General features: G+C 64.2%; 10 protein-coding genes. 5 read left to right on the top strand and 5 right to left on the bottom strand.

What is annotated here, in order from left to right; all coding sequences use genetic code 11:
- The first annotated feature begins 1 nt into the window (after position 1).
- The 3 genes from CAP2UW1_RS15915 to CAP2UW1_RS15905 all read left to right on the top strand — a co-directional run bounded on the left by CAP2UW1_RS15915 (position 2) and on the right by CAP2UW1_RS15905 (position 2521).
- The gene (locus CAP2UW1_RS15915) at positions 2 to 1033 is read left to right on the top strand and encodes an XdhC family protein (protein ID WP_015767647.1); all 1032 of its coding nucleotides are present in this window, start codon (positions 2 to 4) and stop codon (positions 1031 to 1033) included.
- On the top strand, positions 1034 to 1639 hold the full coding sequence (locus CAP2UW1_RS15910) for a nucleotidyltransferase family protein (protein WP_015767646.1): 606 nt from the start codon (positions 1034 to 1036) through the stop codon (positions 1637 to 1639).
- Positions 1640 to 2035: 396 nt separating this feature from the next.
- Entirely contained in the window at positions 2036 to 2521 is a 486-nt protein-coding gene (locus CAP2UW1_RS15905) for a hypothetical protein (RefSeq protein ID WP_299067931.1), read from the top strand.
- Between the two features lie 233 nt (positions 2522 to 2754).
- Here the strand turns inward: CAP2UW1_RS15905 and CAP2UW1_RS15900 are convergent, their stop codons facing one another.
- Both CAP2UW1_RS15900 and fbaA read right to left on the bottom strand, forming a co-directional pair.
- Positions 2755 to 4824, bottom strand: coding sequence for a diphosphate--fructose-6-phosphate 1-phosphotransferase (locus tag CAP2UW1_RS15900; protein WP_015767644.1), 2070 nt, complete (start codon positions 4822 to 4824; stop codon positions 2755 to 2757).
- A gap of 218 nt (positions 4825 to 5042) precedes the next feature.
- Positions 5043 to 6113 carry a class II fructose-bisphosphate aldolase gene (fbaA, locus tag CAP2UW1_RS15895; protein ID WP_015767643.1) on the bottom strand — a complete coding sequence of 357 codons (1071 nt, stop codon included), beginning with the start codon at positions 6111 to 6113 and terminating at the stop codon, positions 5043 to 5045.
- Between the two features lie 274 nt (positions 6114 to 6387).
- On the opposite strand from fbaA, the gene CAP2UW1_RS23990 reads away from it, so the two are divergent.
- Positions 6388 to 8976 (top strand): extracellular catalytic domain type 1 short-chain-length polyhydroxyalkanoate depolymerase, encoded by a 2589-nt coding sequence (locus CAP2UW1_RS23990; protein WP_015767642.1) that lies wholly within the window; start codon positions 6388 to 6390, stop codon positions 8974 to 8976.
- A gap of 67 nt (positions 8977 to 9043) precedes the next feature.
- On the opposite strand, the gene CAP2UW1_RS15885 is transcribed toward CAP2UW1_RS23990, so the two are convergent.
- Together CAP2UW1_RS15885 and CAP2UW1_RS15880 are read right to left on the bottom strand one after the other, a co-directional pair.
- Positions 9044 to 9820, bottom strand: a complete 777-nt coding sequence (locus CAP2UW1_RS15885; protein ID WP_015767641.1) for an enoyl-CoA hydratase — start codon at positions 9818 to 9820, stop codon at positions 9044 to 9046.
- Positions 9821 to 10055: 235 nt separating this feature from the next.
- On the bottom strand, positions 10056 to 11525 hold the full coding sequence (locus tag CAP2UW1_RS15880) for a hypothetical protein (RefSeq protein WP_015767640.1): 1470 nt from the start codon (positions 11523 to 11525) through the stop codon (positions 10056 to 10058).
- Positions 11526 to 12253: 728 nt separating this feature from the next.
- Here CAP2UW1_RS15880 and CAP2UW1_RS15875 point away from each other — a divergent pair.
- Positions 12254 to 13795: a class I adenylate-forming enzyme family protein gene (locus CAP2UW1_RS15875; protein ID WP_041568618.1), complete on the top strand. Its 1542-nt coding sequence runs from the start codon at positions 12254 to 12256 to the stop codon at positions 13793 to 13795.
- Between the two features lie 148 nt (positions 13796 to 13943).
- On the opposite strand, the gene CAP2UW1_RS15870 is transcribed toward CAP2UW1_RS15875, so the two are convergent.
- Positions 13944 to 15920 (bottom strand): PHA/PHB synthase family protein, encoded by a 1977-nt coding sequence (locus tag CAP2UW1_RS15870; protein ID WP_081444205.1) that lies wholly within the window; start codon positions 15918 to 15920, stop codon positions 13944 to 13946.
- Between the last annotated feature and the right edge of the window lie 269 nt (positions 15921 to 16189).

Here is a 16189-nt window from a genome sequence, read left to right as displayed (position 1 = left end):
CATGGACAGCATCGATCGGCAGGTGCTCGCGACGGCACGCCGATGGGCGGCTGCGGGTCAGCGTTTCGCGCTGGTGACCGTCGCTCGCACCTGGGGGTCGGCACCGCGCCCGGCCGGTGCCTGGATGATCCTGCGCAGCGATGGCGTGGTCTGCGGCTCGGTTTCCGGCGGCTGCATCGAGGACGATCTGATCGGCCGCATGCAGTCCGGCGAACTGGCTGGCGATCGCCCGACAACGCGCGTCTATGGGGTAACCCGCGACGAAGCGCAGCGCTTCGGCCTCCCCTGCGGCGGAACCCTGGAGCTGGTCATCGAGCCCGATCCGGGTGTTGCCGCGCTCGCCGAACTCGAGGCCAAGCTGGCGCAGGGCAGGGTGGTCGTCCGCTCGCTGGATCTGACGACCGGCCAGGCAAGGCAGACCGACGCGACACGCGGCGAATCGATGTGCTGGGACGGCAGGTTCCTGCGCACCGTGCACGGTCCCGCCTGGCGCCTGCTCATCATCGGTGCCGGTCAGACTTCGCGCTATCTGGCCGAAATGGCGCAGGCGCTGGACTACGCGGTGACGATCTGCGACCCGCGCCAGGAGTATCGCCGGGAATGGCGTGTGGCGGGTGCCGGGCTGGCCGACGGCATGCCCGACGATGTCGTCCAGGCGATGCCTCCCGACGCGCATCTGGCCGTCGTCGCCCTGACGCACGATCCGAAGCTTGACGATCTGGCCCTGCTCGAAGCACTGAAGTCGCCGGCCTTCTACGTTGGCGCGCTCGGCTCGCGCAGCAACAACGCCCGGCGCCGGGAGCGCTTGCGCCAGTACTTTGGTCTCGGCACCGACGAGCTTGCCCGCCTGCGCGGGCCCGTCGGGATTCCGATCGGCAGCCGCACGCCAGCCGAGATCGCCGTGTCGATTCTCGCCGAAATGACCGCGGCGAAGTACGGCGTCGTGCTTGCGAACGCTTCGCAGGATGGCCTGCGCGACCACTCCACGTCAGCCGCGAACGAGGTTGCCGGCGCCTGCCAGGAGAGCTTCTAAATGCCGGGAGCCGATGCCGGGATCGTCGGCATCCTGCTCGCCGGCGGGCGGTCGACGCGCTTCGGCGCCGACAAGCTGTTGCACCCGCTGGCTGACGGCACGCCGATGGCGCTCGCTTCCGGCAGGCGCCTGCTTGCGGCCTGTCCGCACACTATGAGCATTCTACGTGCCGGGCAGACGAAGTTGTGCAGGCTGCTGACCGAGATCGGTGTCGATGTGCGCGTCGATGCGGCGTGCGAACTGGGAATCGGCAGCAGCCTGGCCTGCGCTGTGCGGGCTACCCCGGCCGCGGCGGGCTGGCTGGTGGCGCTCGCCGACATGCCCTTTGTCGGGGCTTCGACCGTGCAGAGCGTGCTCGGGGCCTTGCGGAACGGTGCCGAAATTGCCGCGCCCGCCTGCCGTGGTCGGCGCGGCCATCCGGTGGGGTTTTCCAGGGGCTGTTTCGCGGCGCTCGCCAGTCTGCATGGGGAGGCGGGCGGCAGGCGAATCATCGAGGATCCCGCGCGATCGCTGACGCTGATCGAGGTCGACGACTTGGGAGTCATTCGCGATATCGATCGACCCGGTGATCTGCTCGCTGTCGCGGCCAACGTGGCGCGCCGCTGATCGTCGTCGGGCGGCCGGCAAGGCCGCCGGCCCAGCTTGAGGAGGATTGCCACGCGAACGGCGCCGTCCCGCCGTGATTTTCTGAGGACTTCCGCCGTGCTCGGCGGCGAACTCGCTCACCAGTTCGGCAGCTCACCTTTCCGGATCTCGGCGGGGGATACGGGTACAATTCAGCGATTCTAGGTAGCCCTTTACTCGACTGATCGAGAGGTGGCTCTGAGCACGTTCGGGCACCGCACGTTTTCAAGGCGTGCGGAGGTCTTGAGGCCGTGCTGGACGGGACATCAAGCGGCCGTGATCACGACCGCCCGGCAACTCGGAAAGACCGCCATCGGCGGGCGGACGTTCGCCCGTTGGCGCCAGGAAATCTACGATTGTTGCCCGCGCATGCAAGAGATGACACAAGACCCATACCAGCCACCGGCGTCTGCGGTCGCCGATCGCGCCCCTGCGCGCATCTCGCTCAAGGCGGCGTTCATTGGCGCGTGCTGCGCGCAAGGTGCGCCATTTTTCCTGAACACATGGTCGGCGCCGCTTCTCCCGCTCTTGGGATCGATCTTCTCGCGCGGCGATGCGGCGCCACAATTACAGCAGGCGCCACCTCACGCACTCGAGTACGTGATTCCCGGATTGATCGCCGGCGCCATCGGCAACTGGCTTTGCGGCTACGTTGCAGCCTCCGTGGCCGGTCGCCAGCCGATGAAACACGCCATCGCCGGAGCCATGATCTACCTTGTCACCTATCTAGGCCCGTTCCTGAACAGTCCGCGGGCGCTGTCGCCACAGTGGTATGAGCTGGTCGCCTACGCGATCATCATTCCGTGCGCAATGGCAGGTGCTTTTGCGTATCAGCGACGCACGCGGACGGCCATTCCGTCCTGACCAGCACGAGCGCCGGCCGGCGCCGGGTCAATCGCCTTCGCGGGACAGCGCCTTGAGGCGCGCGACGCTCATGGACGCGATGGCGAGTGCCACCGCGAGTCGGTTGTCGCGCGCGAAACCGCGCTGACAAGAACCACGTAGGCATCCAGCGCTGGACTGGCTACGCCGCTCGGGCGTGCCGCAGTGGCGTAGAACGCCAGGCTGTCGGGTAGCCTGCGGTGATGTAGCGCGAGTCACGGGCGACGAAACCGATCTGGCCCTCGTCCTGAGGCAACCGTCGCGGGACGAAGCAGGCAGCGAACGGCACGGCACCGCCGGAGATCACGTCGATTGCCTGGCGCGCTGGCCAAAGCGCCAACCCGGTGTCCTCGGAGATCAGTTCGTCGCCCGTTGGTGGCGCGCCAACGAGGCCCTGAACTCAAGCACGCGACCATGGAGCCGCAGGCCTCTACCGCGTGGTTCAGGCCGGATGACAAGACCCGTCGGGTTCTCGAAGCGGTGGCGAAAGCCGCGGCCCGAAAGCCCGAGTGCCGCCGGAAAAAGGCCAGTGGCCATCGTTGCCGATGGCCACTGGCGACGCGATGCAGCCTGGCGCTCAGCCGATCTCGAACATCAGCGAATCCGCCGCGGAGTTCAAGGCGACGCTGATCGGTAGCTGATGAGTCGTCGGCCCCCAGAACTGAGCGTGGGCCGGGCGACGCGAACAGGTCATTGCCGGCCCAGTCGTCGCGGCGGGCCGCGAAGTACTGCATGGCCGGGGAGTCCATCCGGACGAGCGCCTTCTCGATGACGAATTCGTCCTTGCCGTGGCGGCGTTCGATGTTGAGCAGGCCGGCCAGCGGGATCGCCTTCGGCGTGCCGCCGCTGGTCAGATCGGTGATCGTCGCCATGTAGCCGGTGCGGCCGTCGAGAATCAGCGATCCGGCAGTCAGGCCGAGGTTGTAGGTGTAGGCGGCGTCGAACAGCGTCGGCGCTCCGCAACGACCTTCGTAACCGAGGAAGTGGTTGTGGGCGGCAAAAGGAACGGCGGGATCGATTTCCTTGACGCGGCTCTTGGCCATGTCGATCAGCAACTGCTCGGTCGGGATCAGCGACACCTGCAGGTTGCCGTGCGAATCGCGCTCGGCAAGCAGCATCTTGACGATGTAATCGGGCAGCGAGGCCAGCAGGCTCGCGTTGTCAGGGTTCAACTTGCTGCCGATGAAGGCTGCTTTGGCGTCGTCGGCGAGAGCGGCGAACTCGCTGGCGTGATGCGCGAGGACGTCATTGAGTTCGGCGATCATCGCGTTCATCTCCGGGATGAACTCGATAAGACCTTCGGGTGCGAGCAGGACGCCGTAGTTCATCCCCTTGTGCGACCGTTCGACGATCACCTGCGCGATGTGATCGATGATGCTGGCCAGAGACATCTTCTTCGTCGCTACCTCCTCGGAGATCAGGGTGATTGCCGGCTTGGTCTGCAGCGCCACCTCGAGAGCGACGTGCGAAGCGGAACGGCCCATCAGCTTGACGAAGTGCCAGTACTTGAGCGACGAACTGGTGTCCTGCAGGATGTTGCCGACCATTTCGCTGTAGATGCGCGTAGCGGTGTCGAAACCGAAGGAGATCGCCAGCAGGTCGCCGATCTGCAGGTCGCCGTCGATCGTCTTCGGCACGCCGATCACCTGCACGCCGGAACCATCGGCCTTGACGCCGCTGAACAAGGACTCGGCGAGGACGGCCGCATTGGTATTGGAGTCGTCACCACCGACGATGACGATCGCGTCGAGCTTGTGTTTGATGCAGGTTTCGCGAACCTGCGCGAATTGCTCGTCGCTCTTGATCTTGGTGCGGTCCGAGCCGAGGAAATCGAAGCCACCGGTGTTGAGGATGAAGTCAACATTGGCGTCGGTGATTTCGAACAGTGATCCCTTGAGCAGGCCCTTGGGTCCCGCCTTGACGCCGAAGAGCGTATTGCCGGCGCCGAGCACGCGCTTGAGACCGCAAACGACGTTGTGGCCACCGGCGGCTGGGCCACCCGAGAACAGGACGGCGACGCGCTTGCCCTGGACCTTGGCGGTGCTGGGACCGGCGGAGGCGAGGACGATGTTGCCCGATGCGCTGACGGTCTGCGGAAACTGCGCACGCACGTTGTCACTGTCCTTGGTGCCCAGGACGCGGTCGCTGCTGCGGAAGCTGACCGGCTGCGGGTGGTCGGATGAGCCGAACGCCGCGCAGACGGGGAGGGGATTCTGGCGCACGGCTGACTCGAAGATCGACTTGTGTGCTTCGGTGTTGCGTAACTGTTCTGCCAGGGTGCTCATGGTTTGCTCCTCGGTGTGGAAGTAGTGGAAGGTGGGAAACAGGCAGGCTTGCGTTGGTGGTCCGGTAGGTGCCCAGGTACTCCGCCGGGCCGCGAGCGCGAAGTATCCGTGGCCCGGCCGGCCGGGTCAACGCTTCGCTGAAGGGTCATCTGCGGACAAAAAAACGGGCCGGCCCAGACCTGGGCCGGCCCGTTGTCATGCCTTCGACAAACGGTCTGTCAGCCGAGCGTCCCAACGTTGTTCAGATCGGCAAAGGCCTGTTTGAGTCTGGCCCGGAAAGCATCTTCACCCTTGCGCAACCAGGCGCGCGGATCGTAGTACTTCTTGTTCGGCTTGTCGTCGCCCTCCGGATTGCCGATCTGGCCCTGGAGATAGCCTTCGTTCTTCTTGTAGAAGCCCATCACGCCATCCCAGAAAGCCCACTGCAGGTCGGTGTCGATATTCATCTTGACGACGCCGTAGCCGATCGCTTCGCGGATTTCCTCGAGTGTCGATCCCGAGCCGCCGTGGAAAACGAAGTTGACCGGGCGATCCTTGGTGGCGAACTTCTTCTGCACGTAGTCCTGCGAATTCTTCAGGATGATCGGCTGCAGCTTGACGTTGCCCGGCTTGTAGACGCCATGCACGTTACCGAAGGCGGCGGCGATGGTGAAGCGGTCGCTGACTTTGGAGAGTTCTTCGTAAGCGAGTGCCACGTCTTCCGGTTGGGTGTAGAGCTTGGAGCTATCGACGCCGGAGTTGTCGACGCCGTCTTCCTCGCCGCCGGTGACGCCCAGCTCGATTTCGAGCGTCATGCCCATCTTGCTCATGCGCTCGAGGTAGCGTTTGCAGATCTCGATATTTTCCTGAATCGGCTCTTCCGACAGGTCGAGCATGTGCGAACTGTAGAGAGGCTTGCCGTGGGTCTTGAAGTATTGCTCGCCGGCGTCGAGCAGGCCGTCGATCCACGGCAACAGCTTCTTGGCCGCGTGGTCGGTATGCATGACGACGGTGGCGCCGTAGAGTTCGGCCAGCAGATGAATGTGGTTGGCACCGGAGACGGCGCCGGCAACACAGGCGCGCTGGCTCGCGTTGTCCAGGCCCTTGCCGGCGAAGAACTGTGCGCCACCGTTGGAGAACTGGATGATCGCCGGCGCATTCAGTTCCTTGGCGGTCTCGATGACGGCGTTTACCGTGCTGGTATTGATGACGTTGACGGCAGGCAGCGCGAACTGCTTTTCCTTGGCCAGATCGAAGATGGCCTGCAACTGGTCGCCAGTGGCGACGCCCGCTTTGATTTGTGTACTCATGATTTACTTGTCCAGATTCGGTTGATCGAGAGGGTCCAGCAGCGAGAGGAGAACGGGCGCAAATACGACCGCTTCAGCCCAAGTATCTCCGGCGTTCAGCGACTCGTCAAGCTCCGTCTGCCGGACGCCGTCGTGTGCCGCGCCGCGCACCCGAATGGCGTCAAAACGAGCTTGTCCAGGGTGCTCGGCAGCCACCCGCAGTCTTGGAAAGTTATTAACTGTCACTTACTAAAAAAAGCGTGCAACTCTCAGATTGGCGTGCTATCGTTGCTGTATGGGAAATCGACTTGCACGCTATGAATTCAGTGAACGACTCGCCGACGTCCTCGGTGAGTCACGCCGCGACCTGCGTTTCCGGGTCACGCTGATGGTCACCGAGGGATTGGTGGCACCCGGCCCCCGTGGGCGTGGTTCGCCGCCGGCGACGCCGCAGTACGCGGCGCAGTTGCTGATCGGGGCGATGGCGGCGCCGCAGCAGGCACAGACCGTCGAGGCGATACGCTGCTATAGCGATCTGCAACCGGTTGCGGTAGCAGCGGGGGGTAATACCCCGCGCGTGATCTTTGGTCCAGCGATCGTCGGGCCGGATGCCGAACCACAGCTTGCGCCCACCATCCGCCTCGACGGCCTGGCCTTCGGCGAGGCCTTGGCCAACCTGCTGGAGCTTGCCTGCGCCGACGAAACGCGGGCGCTGGTCGCCAGCGAACTGTTCGGTGTCTGGATCAACCGCGGCTGTCCTGTGGCCTCGCTGCAGTTCAGCGCTTGGTGGCAGGGCCGTCGAGCGGTGTTCAGTCACACCTATGGCCTGGCGGCGGGCGCTGCGCCGCCGGCCTGGCTTGATCCGCAACGAGGTGGGCTGGTCGATCCAGGCTTGTTCCACACCGTTTTTCTGCCGGTCCGAAAGTTCATCGAGATCGGTCTGCTTACCACCTTGTCAGACGACAGGAGTACTCCAATGCTGAATAAACTGGGCCACCAAGTGGCCGCTATCGCCAAAATGGCCAAACTCGCCGCCAAGACACCACACGGCAGCCGCTGGGAGAAACTCCTGTCGACGCTGACCGCGGTGAAGGCCTGGTCGGATCAGGTGGACGCGCAGGAGCACCGCTTGGTCGAGGTCACCGCTTTTGGTTCCAACCCCGGTGAATTGCGGATGTATGCGTACGTGCCGGATGACCTGCCGGCCAACGCGCCGCTGGTCGTCGTCCTGCATGGCTGCACGCAGAGCGCCGGTTCGTACAACAAGGGCGCGGGCTGGTCGACCCTGGCCGATCGTCACGGCTTCGCGCTCCTGTTTCCGCAGCAACAATGGAACAACAATCCCCTGCGCTGCTTCAACTGGTTCAAGCCCGAAGACAACGAGCGCGAACGTGGCGAGCCGCTGTCGATCACGCAGATGGTCGACCGCATGGCGATTGACCATGGCATCGATCGCCGCCGCGTCTTCGTCAACGGGACGTCGTCAGGGGGGGCGATGACGACGGTGCTGCTGGCCACCTATCCGGAGGTGTTCGCCGGCGGCGCGGTACTTGCCGGCGTTCCCTACCGCACGGCCAAGGGTCTGCAGGAGGGTTTGGAAAGCATCTTCCAGGGACGTTGCCGGTCCGGGCGCGAATGGGGCGACCTGGTCAGGGCAGCATCGTCACATCAGGGACCGTGGCCAAAGCTCTCGGTGTGGCATGGCGATGCGGATACGGCGGTGAAACCGGTTAATGCCGAAGAGATCATCAAGCAATGGACCGATGTGCACGGTCTCGATGCCAACCCGACGATGCAGATGACGGTCGCCGGCTACCCGCGGCGCGTCTGGCAGGGACCTGACGGCGAGGAGTTGATCGAGTCTTACACGATCACCGGCATGTCGCATGGCGCCGCCCTGGACCCTGGCGCCGAGCCGCATCAGTGCGGCACGGCGGCGCCCTTCTTCAATGCTGTTGGCATTTCATCGACGCACCGGATCGCTGATTTCTGGGGCTTGCTTGCCGGGCGGCCGGCGAGCGCGCGAACTGCCGCGGCTGCCGCGGCTGCCGCGGCAGCGACTGAAGCGACTGCCGGTGGCGCGCACGCGGCGTCGACGGAGCAGACGGTCGGCGACGCGCGGCCGCTGGACGCTGCTGTGTCACGTCCGGAGCCCGGCGATGGCGCGCGTCAGGCGCACGAGTCGGCGGCCGATGATCGGCGCGGGGCCGCCAGCCGACCGTTCGGTCTCGATGTGCACGGCATCATTTCGGCTTCGCTGGAGGCGGCAGGCCTGCTCAAGGGCGACAGGCCGCGCCGCGCGGCCAGCAACGCGCCGCTGGGCATCGACGTCCCAGGAATCATTTCGACGGCGCTCGAGGCGGCTGGCGTGCTGAAAGGGATCGCTCCGCGGTCGGCTTCCGGCGATCCCACCGAAGCGCTGAAGACCTCGGGCTGGCAAGGCGCCGGCTGGGAACTGCTGCTCGACGACCCGCGCGCCTTCCGCGGAGGCTCGATGCTCCATGGGCAGGTGTCGTCGGGTGAGGGGGGTGCCGTCGGCCCGCGAGCGCAGTCGACGTCGCGGCGGATCAAGCTGGGAGCGCGGCCGGAGTTGAGCTATGTGCGGCGACTCGATCTCAGCGCGGCGGTCAACGATTACACCAGTGCGAGTTTCCGGGTTCTCATCGATGGCGTGGTCGTCGATGAAGTCACCGCCATCGGCATGGCCCACCAGGAGAGCGAGTGGTTGCGCCCGCCAGCGATCGATCTATCGCGCTTCGCCGACCGTACGGTAACGCTGACGCTCGAAGTGGCCGCCTACTCGAACCTTTACAGCACGGTGTACGCCAAGGCATGGGTGGATCAGATCAGCATTCACAATGCCGTCGATCTGGCGCCTTGCTGAGGGCTCGCCGACCCTCCCGGATCCCGCCGCACAGGCGGGCGAGGCGGGAGGGCGGCAGAAACGGCGGTCAGCGGTTGGTGAAGGAGGCTTTGCGCTTTTCGACGAAAGCCGCCATGCCTTCCTTCTGGTCCTCGAGGGCGAAGGCAGAGTGGAAAGCGCGACGCTCGAACAGCAGACCTTCGGACAGCGAGCTCTCGTAGGACCGGTTGATGCATTCCTTGATCATCATCACCACCGGCAGCGAGAAGCTGGCAATGCGGGTGGCTGTGGACATCGCCTCTTCGAGCAGTTTGTCGGCCGGCACGACGCGCGAAACGAGGCCGGCGCGCTCGGCTTCCTGAGCGTCGATGTTGCGCGAGGCGAGGCACATTTCCATCGCCTTGGCCTTGGAGATGGCGCGCGGCAGGCGCTGGGTGCCACCGGCACCGGGCAGGATGCCCAGGCGGACTTCGGGTTGGCCAAACTGCGCATTGTCGGCGGCCAGGATGATGTCGCACATCATCGCCAGTTCGCAGCCGCCGCCGAGGGCGTAACCGGCCACCGCCGCAATCACCGGTTTGCGGCAGTTCTTGACGCCTTCCCAGTTGCGCGTGATGAAGTCGCCCTTGTAAGCCTCCATGTAGGTCAGTGACTGCATCACCGTGATGTCGGCGCCGGCGGCGAAGGCCTTGTCGGATCCGGTGATGACGATTGCACCGATGTTCTCGTCGGCCTCGAAGCCGGCGAGTGCGCAACCCATTTCATTCATCAGGTCGTCGTTCAGGGCATTGAGCTGCTTTGGCCGGTTGAGGGTGATCAGGCCGACCTTGCCGCGCACTTCGGCGGTGATGTTGAGGTAAGTCATGAGGAAAATCTCCGTACTGAAATGTAGATGGATGCGAGCTGCCCCCGAGCAGGGAAGCTTCCTGGCGTTGCGGCCATGAGTCGCTGCGTGCGCAGGCGGCCCGGGCCATTATGACGAGGAAGCGCCGGCCTGAACAGATGGCGTCCAGCCGGCGCGTCGCTTGCTGTCGACTACGATGTGGGCGTTGGCGGCAGGGCGTCTCCGGCTCCTGCTTGACGCCGCATGCCGATCGCGCTTACTTCGAAATGTCGATCTGGAACTTCACTGGTCCGCGCGAAGCCTTGCCGTTGGCGTCGGTGAAGGAACCGGTGACGGGAGCCTTCTTGCCGTAGGGGCTGGTCAGGATGGCCACGTGACCACCGAAGAAGGCGACCGACTCGAGGCCATCCCAACCTTCGAGGAACTTGTTGCCGGCGGTAGCGCACGGAGGCGTGACGAGGTCGTCCTTGATCGCGTAGTTCTGGTACCACGGCACTTTCAGATCGATCAGGCTCTTGATGTTGAGCGGCTTGTCGAAAAGCTTCACCGGCAGGCTGCCGTCGTCGGCGATCGGATCCTGGAAGGTGTGCGAACTCATGTTGGCGACGGCCAGCGGCAGATGGACACGTTCCTTGAGCAGCCAGCGGAACAGCGCTGCCGGCGTCTTGCCCGGATTCATGTCGGTGGCCCGTTGCAGCGACGCCTGATCGAGCACCTTGACCAGCGGCGTTTCGCGGTCGATGGCGACGAAGCGCATGCCGAGGCTCAGCAGGTAGCCGTTGGCGACCTTGTTGCCGCTCGGTAGCGTGGTGGTGATGAAGTCGTGGTGCATCGTCGGCATGCCGCTGATGGCGTCACTGTAGGTCCCGTCAACCGGCGTCACGTTGGTGATCAGGGCATCGCAGACATCCTTCAGCTTGCCCGAAAGAATGTTCATCAGCGAGATGTAGCCGCCCTGGCAGGTCCCGTTCAGGGTTACCTTCTTGCCGTCGTTGAGTTCCATGACCTTGGCGCAGAGCTGGCGCGTCTGTTCGCAGTCGTCTTCCGGCGTCATCGTCTGGACCTTCTCATTGGTCATGATGTCTTTGACGACGCGCACGTAGGTGGGAATGCCCTCGTTGGCGAAGGAGTGGCTGTAACTCTTGTTCTCGTAAGGCAGGAAGGCGAGGATGTGCACACCAAGCATGTACGGCGGGACGAGAATGATCGGCTTGAGGTGCGGGTTGACCTTGACGCCTTCCTTGATCGGCAGGACCTGGTAGAGCTCGAAGGAGTCGGTTTCGTGGACCAGCTTGTAGGCGGGGGTATTGAAATGGAAACCGAACTCCTCGCCGATCGCCTCGATCTGCTCGTGAAAGTTCGACACAGCTTCCATGATTTCGGCTTCGCGCTTCATGTAGCCGCCCAGCTTCTCGCCATCGGTCTTCAGGACCGTGTTCAGCAACGCGCGCGTGGCCTCTTCAATCTGGTCGAAGGCGTAGTCGGCCATCTTGCTCTGCGTGCCAGCTAGCCCCTTGCGGGCCATGCCGACGTTATGCTCCATGACCTGGAAGGCTTCCATCACGCTGAGCGGATTGTCGCGCGCGGCGGTCATCGCGATTTGCGCGGCAATGTAGAGGTTCTCATTGAACTCGCTCATTTCGCGGTTGGACGAGCGCATCATCGCCATCGTGTAGCGCATCCAGCTGGTTGTGAAATCGGGCATCTCTTTTAGCAGTGAAAACATTTTTCCAACCTCCAACAAATCAACGTCAGTCAAAACGGGCCAGCCCGCAGCGAGCGACCCACGATTACCTTTGAAGGGCTATGCACCAGACTCCGGCGGGCGAAACCACGGCCGCGACTCAGCCAGCCTATCGCGCTGCCCAAGCGCCTTGCCGGTTCGTCCCGGGAGCCATGTACGCGTACGGGACCGACAGGCCCACGGGAGCGTGTCGCGAACCGCAGCGCCCCGCGGGAACCCACTGTGCTCGCTACCGGCAGGTCGTGCCATTCGCCGCAGGTGCATGCCTGAACCCATCTCGTGATCCGTTCCGAACAAGCCGCGCGCCACAACCCGTGTTCCGTGAGGCCGGCGCCATCCGGTTTCCCGAGCCTTCCCGACGAATGCGGGAGCGAACCGGCGACTATCCCTCGAAGGTGCGACATTCCGCACCGCACAATTCATTCTACTCCTCTGTGTGGGATTTGTTCACCCCGCTTTGCCGTTCGTCGAAGGAATATTTGTCGGGTCGCTGGAGCTCTCCTTAATTGCTCATTGAATGGTTCTTCAGGCTGGGTCGCGCCGACCCTGGCAAGGCCTCGTCGAGCGCTGGCCAGTGGTCTCGCCCCGGGCCAGCCCAAGGGACGGTATACTGCGGGTTTGTTGCGCTGCGATAGGCGTGCTGGCGTGCCGATCGGCTGTCGTTGGCGCGTGCTGCGAGCACGCTGCGGGAACCGTGGATGGGGGAAGACATGCTGCAACTTGCGAACCTGATCGAGCATCACGCCCAGTTTCGACCGAATCAGATAGCCGTCGTCTTCGAGCACGAGCGCCTGACCTGGCGCCAGTTCGGCGCCCGCGTCAGCCAGTGCGCGCATTTGCTGAGCCGGCTCGGTGTGCGCAAGGGCGATCGCGTGGCAACGATTCTTGCGAACTGCCGGGAATTGCTCGAGATCTACTGGGCCGTTCCCGCGATCGGCGCTGTCCTGGTGCCGTTGAGTCCGCTGCTGATGGCTTCCGGCCTGGCCAGCCTGTTGCGCGATTCGGGTGCGGTGTGCCTGATCACGCAAACCTCGATGGCGCCGCTGATCGATGCGGTTCGTGATCAACTTCCCGGGTTGCCGGCGGACCGCGTGCTGATGATCGACGCTCCGGCTGCCGACTACCCCGACTACGCGGCGCTGCTCGGCGCGTGTTCCGAGGGACCTGTCGACCGCGTCAGCGTGGGCCAGGATGACCTGTTCAACATCATGTACACGAGCGGCACGACCGGCTTGCCGAAGGGGATCATGCACAGTCATTTCGTGCGCGCCGTGTACTGTACGCTGTTTGCCTCGGCGTGGCGGATGCACCCGGAGTCGGTCGTTCTGCATACTGGTGCAATCGTTTTCAATGGTGCTTTCGTCACCTTGATGCCCTGCTTCTATCTGGGCGCGCGCTACATCCTGCAGCGTCAGTTCGACCCCGACGAGGCGATCGACATCATTTGCCGCGAGCGGGTCACGCACACCATGATGGTGCCGGCACAGATCATCGCCTTGCTCCATTCGCCGAACTTCTCCCCGGAGAAGCTCTCTTCGCTGGAGATGATCCTGTCGCTGGGAGCGCCGCTTCATCAGGAGCAGAAGGACCTGCTCAATCGCGTCTTGCCTGACCGGTTTTACGAGCTCTACGGGCTTACCGAAGGATTCTGGACGATTCTCGACAAGACGCAGTCGTTGCGCAAGGCCGGTTCGGTCGGGTCGCCACCCTGCTTCTACGCGATGCGCATCGTGCGCGACGATGGCAGCGATGCGCCGGCTGGCGAGGTTGGCGAGATCGTTGGCCGCGGTCCTTCGCTGATGCTCGGTTATCACGGTCGGCCCGACCTGACCGAGCAGGCGATTCGCGACGGCTGGCTGTTTACCGGCGACCTGGGGTATGCCGACGACGAGGGCTACCTGTATCTGGTCGATCGGAAGAAAGACATGATCGACAGCGGCGGAGTCAAGATCTACCCCAGGGACGTCGAAGAGGTCGCCGCACGTCATCCGGCGGTCCGCGAGGTTGCCGTCTTCGGTGTCGCGCATGAGAAGTGGGGCGAGACCCCCGTCGCGGCGGTGGTTCTGCACGCCGACGCCTCGGTGAGTGCCGACGATTTGCGCGACTGGATCAACGAGCGCGTTGGCGCCCGCTATCAGCGGGTGCACGCCGTGCAGATCATGGACGACTTCCCGCGCAACGCCGCCGGCAAGACGCTCAAGCGGGAGATGCGCGACGCTTACCAGCGTCCGTCGCCCATCCCCAGGACATAGAAGCTACCGCCATCGCTTTCGAGAATGCCCCGGTAGCGATCGACGCCAGGAGCATTTCCCTCGCCGACGGTCGACCTGCTCGTTCTGCCCACACGCGCAGGATCCGGGCGCCGGGTCCTGCCGCCGACGGGGCGGCCGACTCCAGCCGCTACTGCTGAAAGATGTAGGTGCCCGGGGCGTCGCAGAGGGCCGTGTAGCCTTTCTCCGGCGCACCCATCGGTGGCGCGGCTTCGCCGCCCGAGGAATGCCGCACCAGCCATTCCTGCCAGACCGGCCACCAGGAGCCCTCGAATTTCGGTGTCCGTTCCTTCCAGGTTTCGGCATCGAGGAAGCGCTCGCCTTCGCGGCAGACGCTGAGCTGGAAGGACCGGCGCGGGTGGCCCGGTTCATTGACGATGCCGACGTTGTGCCCGCCGCTGGTCAGGGCGAAGGTCAGCTCGGCCGAATCGCTCTGCAGGTGCAGCTTGTAGACCGAGCGCCACGGAGCGACGTGGTCGGCCACGGCGGCGACGGCGAACATCGGGCAATGGATGTTGCTGATCGAAACTGCACGTCCGCCGACCATGTATTTGCCCTGGAAGAGTTCGTTGTCCACGTACAGTCGGCGCAGGACTTCGGAGTGCTGGCGATAGGGCATGCGCGTTCCGTCGGCATTCCAGGCCATCAGGTCGAACATCGGTTCGCGATGTCCGAGGTAATACTCGCGAACCATCTTCGACCAGATCAGGTCTGCAGACTTGAGCAGCTGAAAGCCCCCGGACACCTGCTTGTGGCCAAGATAGCCCTTCTGCCACATCATGTCCTCGAGCAGGGTGACTTCACTGGCGTCCATGAAGACGTTGATTTCGCCGACGTCGGTGAAGTCGGTCATCGTCGTGAACAGGGTGACGCTCGCCAGACGGTCGTCACCGTCGCGAGCCATCGCCGCCGCGGCAATGGTCAGCAGGATGCCGCCGAGGCAATAGCCAACGGTGTGTATCTTGCGTTGCGGCAGGATCTCGGAAATGGCGTCGATCGCGGCCATCGTTCCCGACTTGCGGTAATCCTCCATGCCGAGATTGCGGTGTTCGGGCCCCGGGTTGAGCCACGAGATCATGAATACCGTATGACCCCGGTCGACGAGGTACTTGACCAGCGAATTGTGGGGGGACAGATCGAGGATGTAATACTTCATCATCCAGGCGGATTGCATCAGAACCGGTTCGCGCTGGACCGTGTCGGTGCTCGGTGAGTACTGGATCAGTTCGATCAGGTGGTTCCGGAAAACCACCTTGCCCGGGGTGATGGCGAGGTTTTCCCCTACCCGGAAAGCCTCGATGCCGGCGGGTTTCTCGTCGCGCAAGGAGCGGCGGACGTCCTCGCCGTAGAACTCCGCCCCGCGCGCCAGATTGGCGCCCCGTTCCTTGACCGTCGCCTCGACGATCTCGGGATTCATCGCCGGTACATTCACTGGCGACATCATGTCGAGGATCTGCTTGGCCGTGAACCAGACGGCAGCCTCGCTGTGCTTGGAGATGCCGCGCACGCCGGTGGTCGCGTTGTGCCACCATTGCTGATTGAGCAGGAAGCCTTGGTAGATCACGTTGTAGGGGAAACGCTGCCATCCTGGATGGTCGAACCGATGGTCGCCGGGCAGCGGCTTGATACAGGGTTCGGCGTTGCCCGTGACCGCCGAGGTCAGCGCGTAGGATCCCAGGCGCAGCGCCTTGCGGGCCGCCTTGGCGCCGAGCTGAAACTGTTTTCCGGGCGATGCCGAGAGGTGCACCATCCAGTCAAGATAGGCCATCGCCAGCGATGCGGGCGAAACGCCGCCGCTCAACTGGCCCAGCGCGATGTTCGTCATGCGGTCGATGTTTTCGAGCGCATCCGAGTCGAGCAGATGGCGGTCGCTGAGTCGGCGCGAATACCCACCGTGTGGCGACGCTACGCTGCTCGGCGCCGTCTCCGGCGCCGAGCTTGCCGGCGTGGGCGCGTCCGGTCGCGGGGCCGTGGGCGTCTGGGGTTTGGCGGCTGACTTCTTGCGCGGTGCGCTGGTTCGGGTGCGCGGCTTCGCTGCGTCAGCAGTGATCGATGAGTCGGCGACTGCAGTGGCGGTGGCCGACGTTTCTTCAGGGGTCTGAACCATGGTTGTTCTCCGTTGTGCGCTGAAACAATCTTCAGCCCGGCACGCCGAAGCGACCGAGTACGCCGCACTCTAAAGCATCCCCCGAGCGAGGGGCTGATCCAGGTCAACTCCGCGTCGTCTTGGGCCGCTCGAATGCCGTGAAGCAGCACCGGATGGTCCGCAAGCTCCCCGTCGAGCCGATCGCGTGCGGCGGCCTGAGCGCAGGCGCTACGCCCGATGCTTGACTCGGTAGCGCTCTGCGTTCGACAATGGCGAGGTTGCTCGCCGCC

The sequence above is a fragment of the Candidatus Accumulibacter phosphatis genome, assembly GCF_000024165.1.
Taxonomy (GTDB): Bacteria; Pseudomonadota; Gammaproteobacteria; order Burkholderiales; family Rhodocyclaceae; genus Accumulibacter; species Accumulibacter phosphatis.
Note: the sequence above shows the minus strand (reverse complement) of the source record. Positions and strands in the feature narration are given on the sequence as shown.

What these genes read in the sequence shown, in the direction of transcription:
- CAP2UW1_RS15915 (WP_015767647.1), top strand. Translation starts at nt 2, where the DNA reads ATGGACAGCATCGATCGGCAGGTGCTCGCGACGGCACGCCGATGGGCG.
- CAP2UW1_RS15910 (WP_015767646.1), top strand. Translation starts at nt 1,034, where the DNA reads ATGCCGGGAGCCGATGCCGGGATCGTCGGCATCCTGCTCGCCGGCGGG.
- CAP2UW1_RS15905 (WP_299067931.1), top strand. Translation starts at nt 2,036, where the DNA reads ATGACACAAGACCCATACCAGCCACCGGCGTCTGCGGTCGCCGATCGC.
- CAP2UW1_RS15900 (WP_015767644.1), bottom strand. Translation starts at nt 4,824, where the DNA reads ATGAGCACCCTGGCAGAACAGTTACGCAACACCGAAGCACACAAGTCG.
- fbaA (WP_015767643.1), bottom strand. Translation starts at nt 6,113, where the DNA reads ATGAGTACACAAATCAAAGCGGGCGTCGCCACTGGCGACCAGTTGCAG.
- CAP2UW1_RS23990 (WP_015767642.1), top strand. Translation starts at nt 6,388, where the DNA reads ATGGGAAATCGACTTGCACGCTATGAATTCAGTGAACGACTCGCCGAC.
- CAP2UW1_RS15885 (WP_015767641.1), bottom strand. Translation starts at nt 9,820, where the DNA reads ATGACTTACCTCAACATCACCGCCGAAGTGCGCGGCAAGGTCGGCCTG.
- CAP2UW1_RS15880 (WP_015767640.1), bottom strand. Translation starts at nt 11,525, where the DNA reads ATGTTTTCACTGCTAAAAGAGATGCCCGATTTCACAACCAGCTGGATG.
- CAP2UW1_RS15875 (WP_041568618.1), top strand. Translation starts at nt 12,254, where the DNA reads ATGCTGCAACTTGCGAACCTGATCGAGCATCACGCCCAGTTTCGACCG.
- CAP2UW1_RS15870 (WP_081444205.1), bottom strand. Translation starts at nt 15,920, where the DNA reads ATGGTTCAGACCCCTGAAGAAACGTCGGCCACCGCCACTGCAGTCGCC.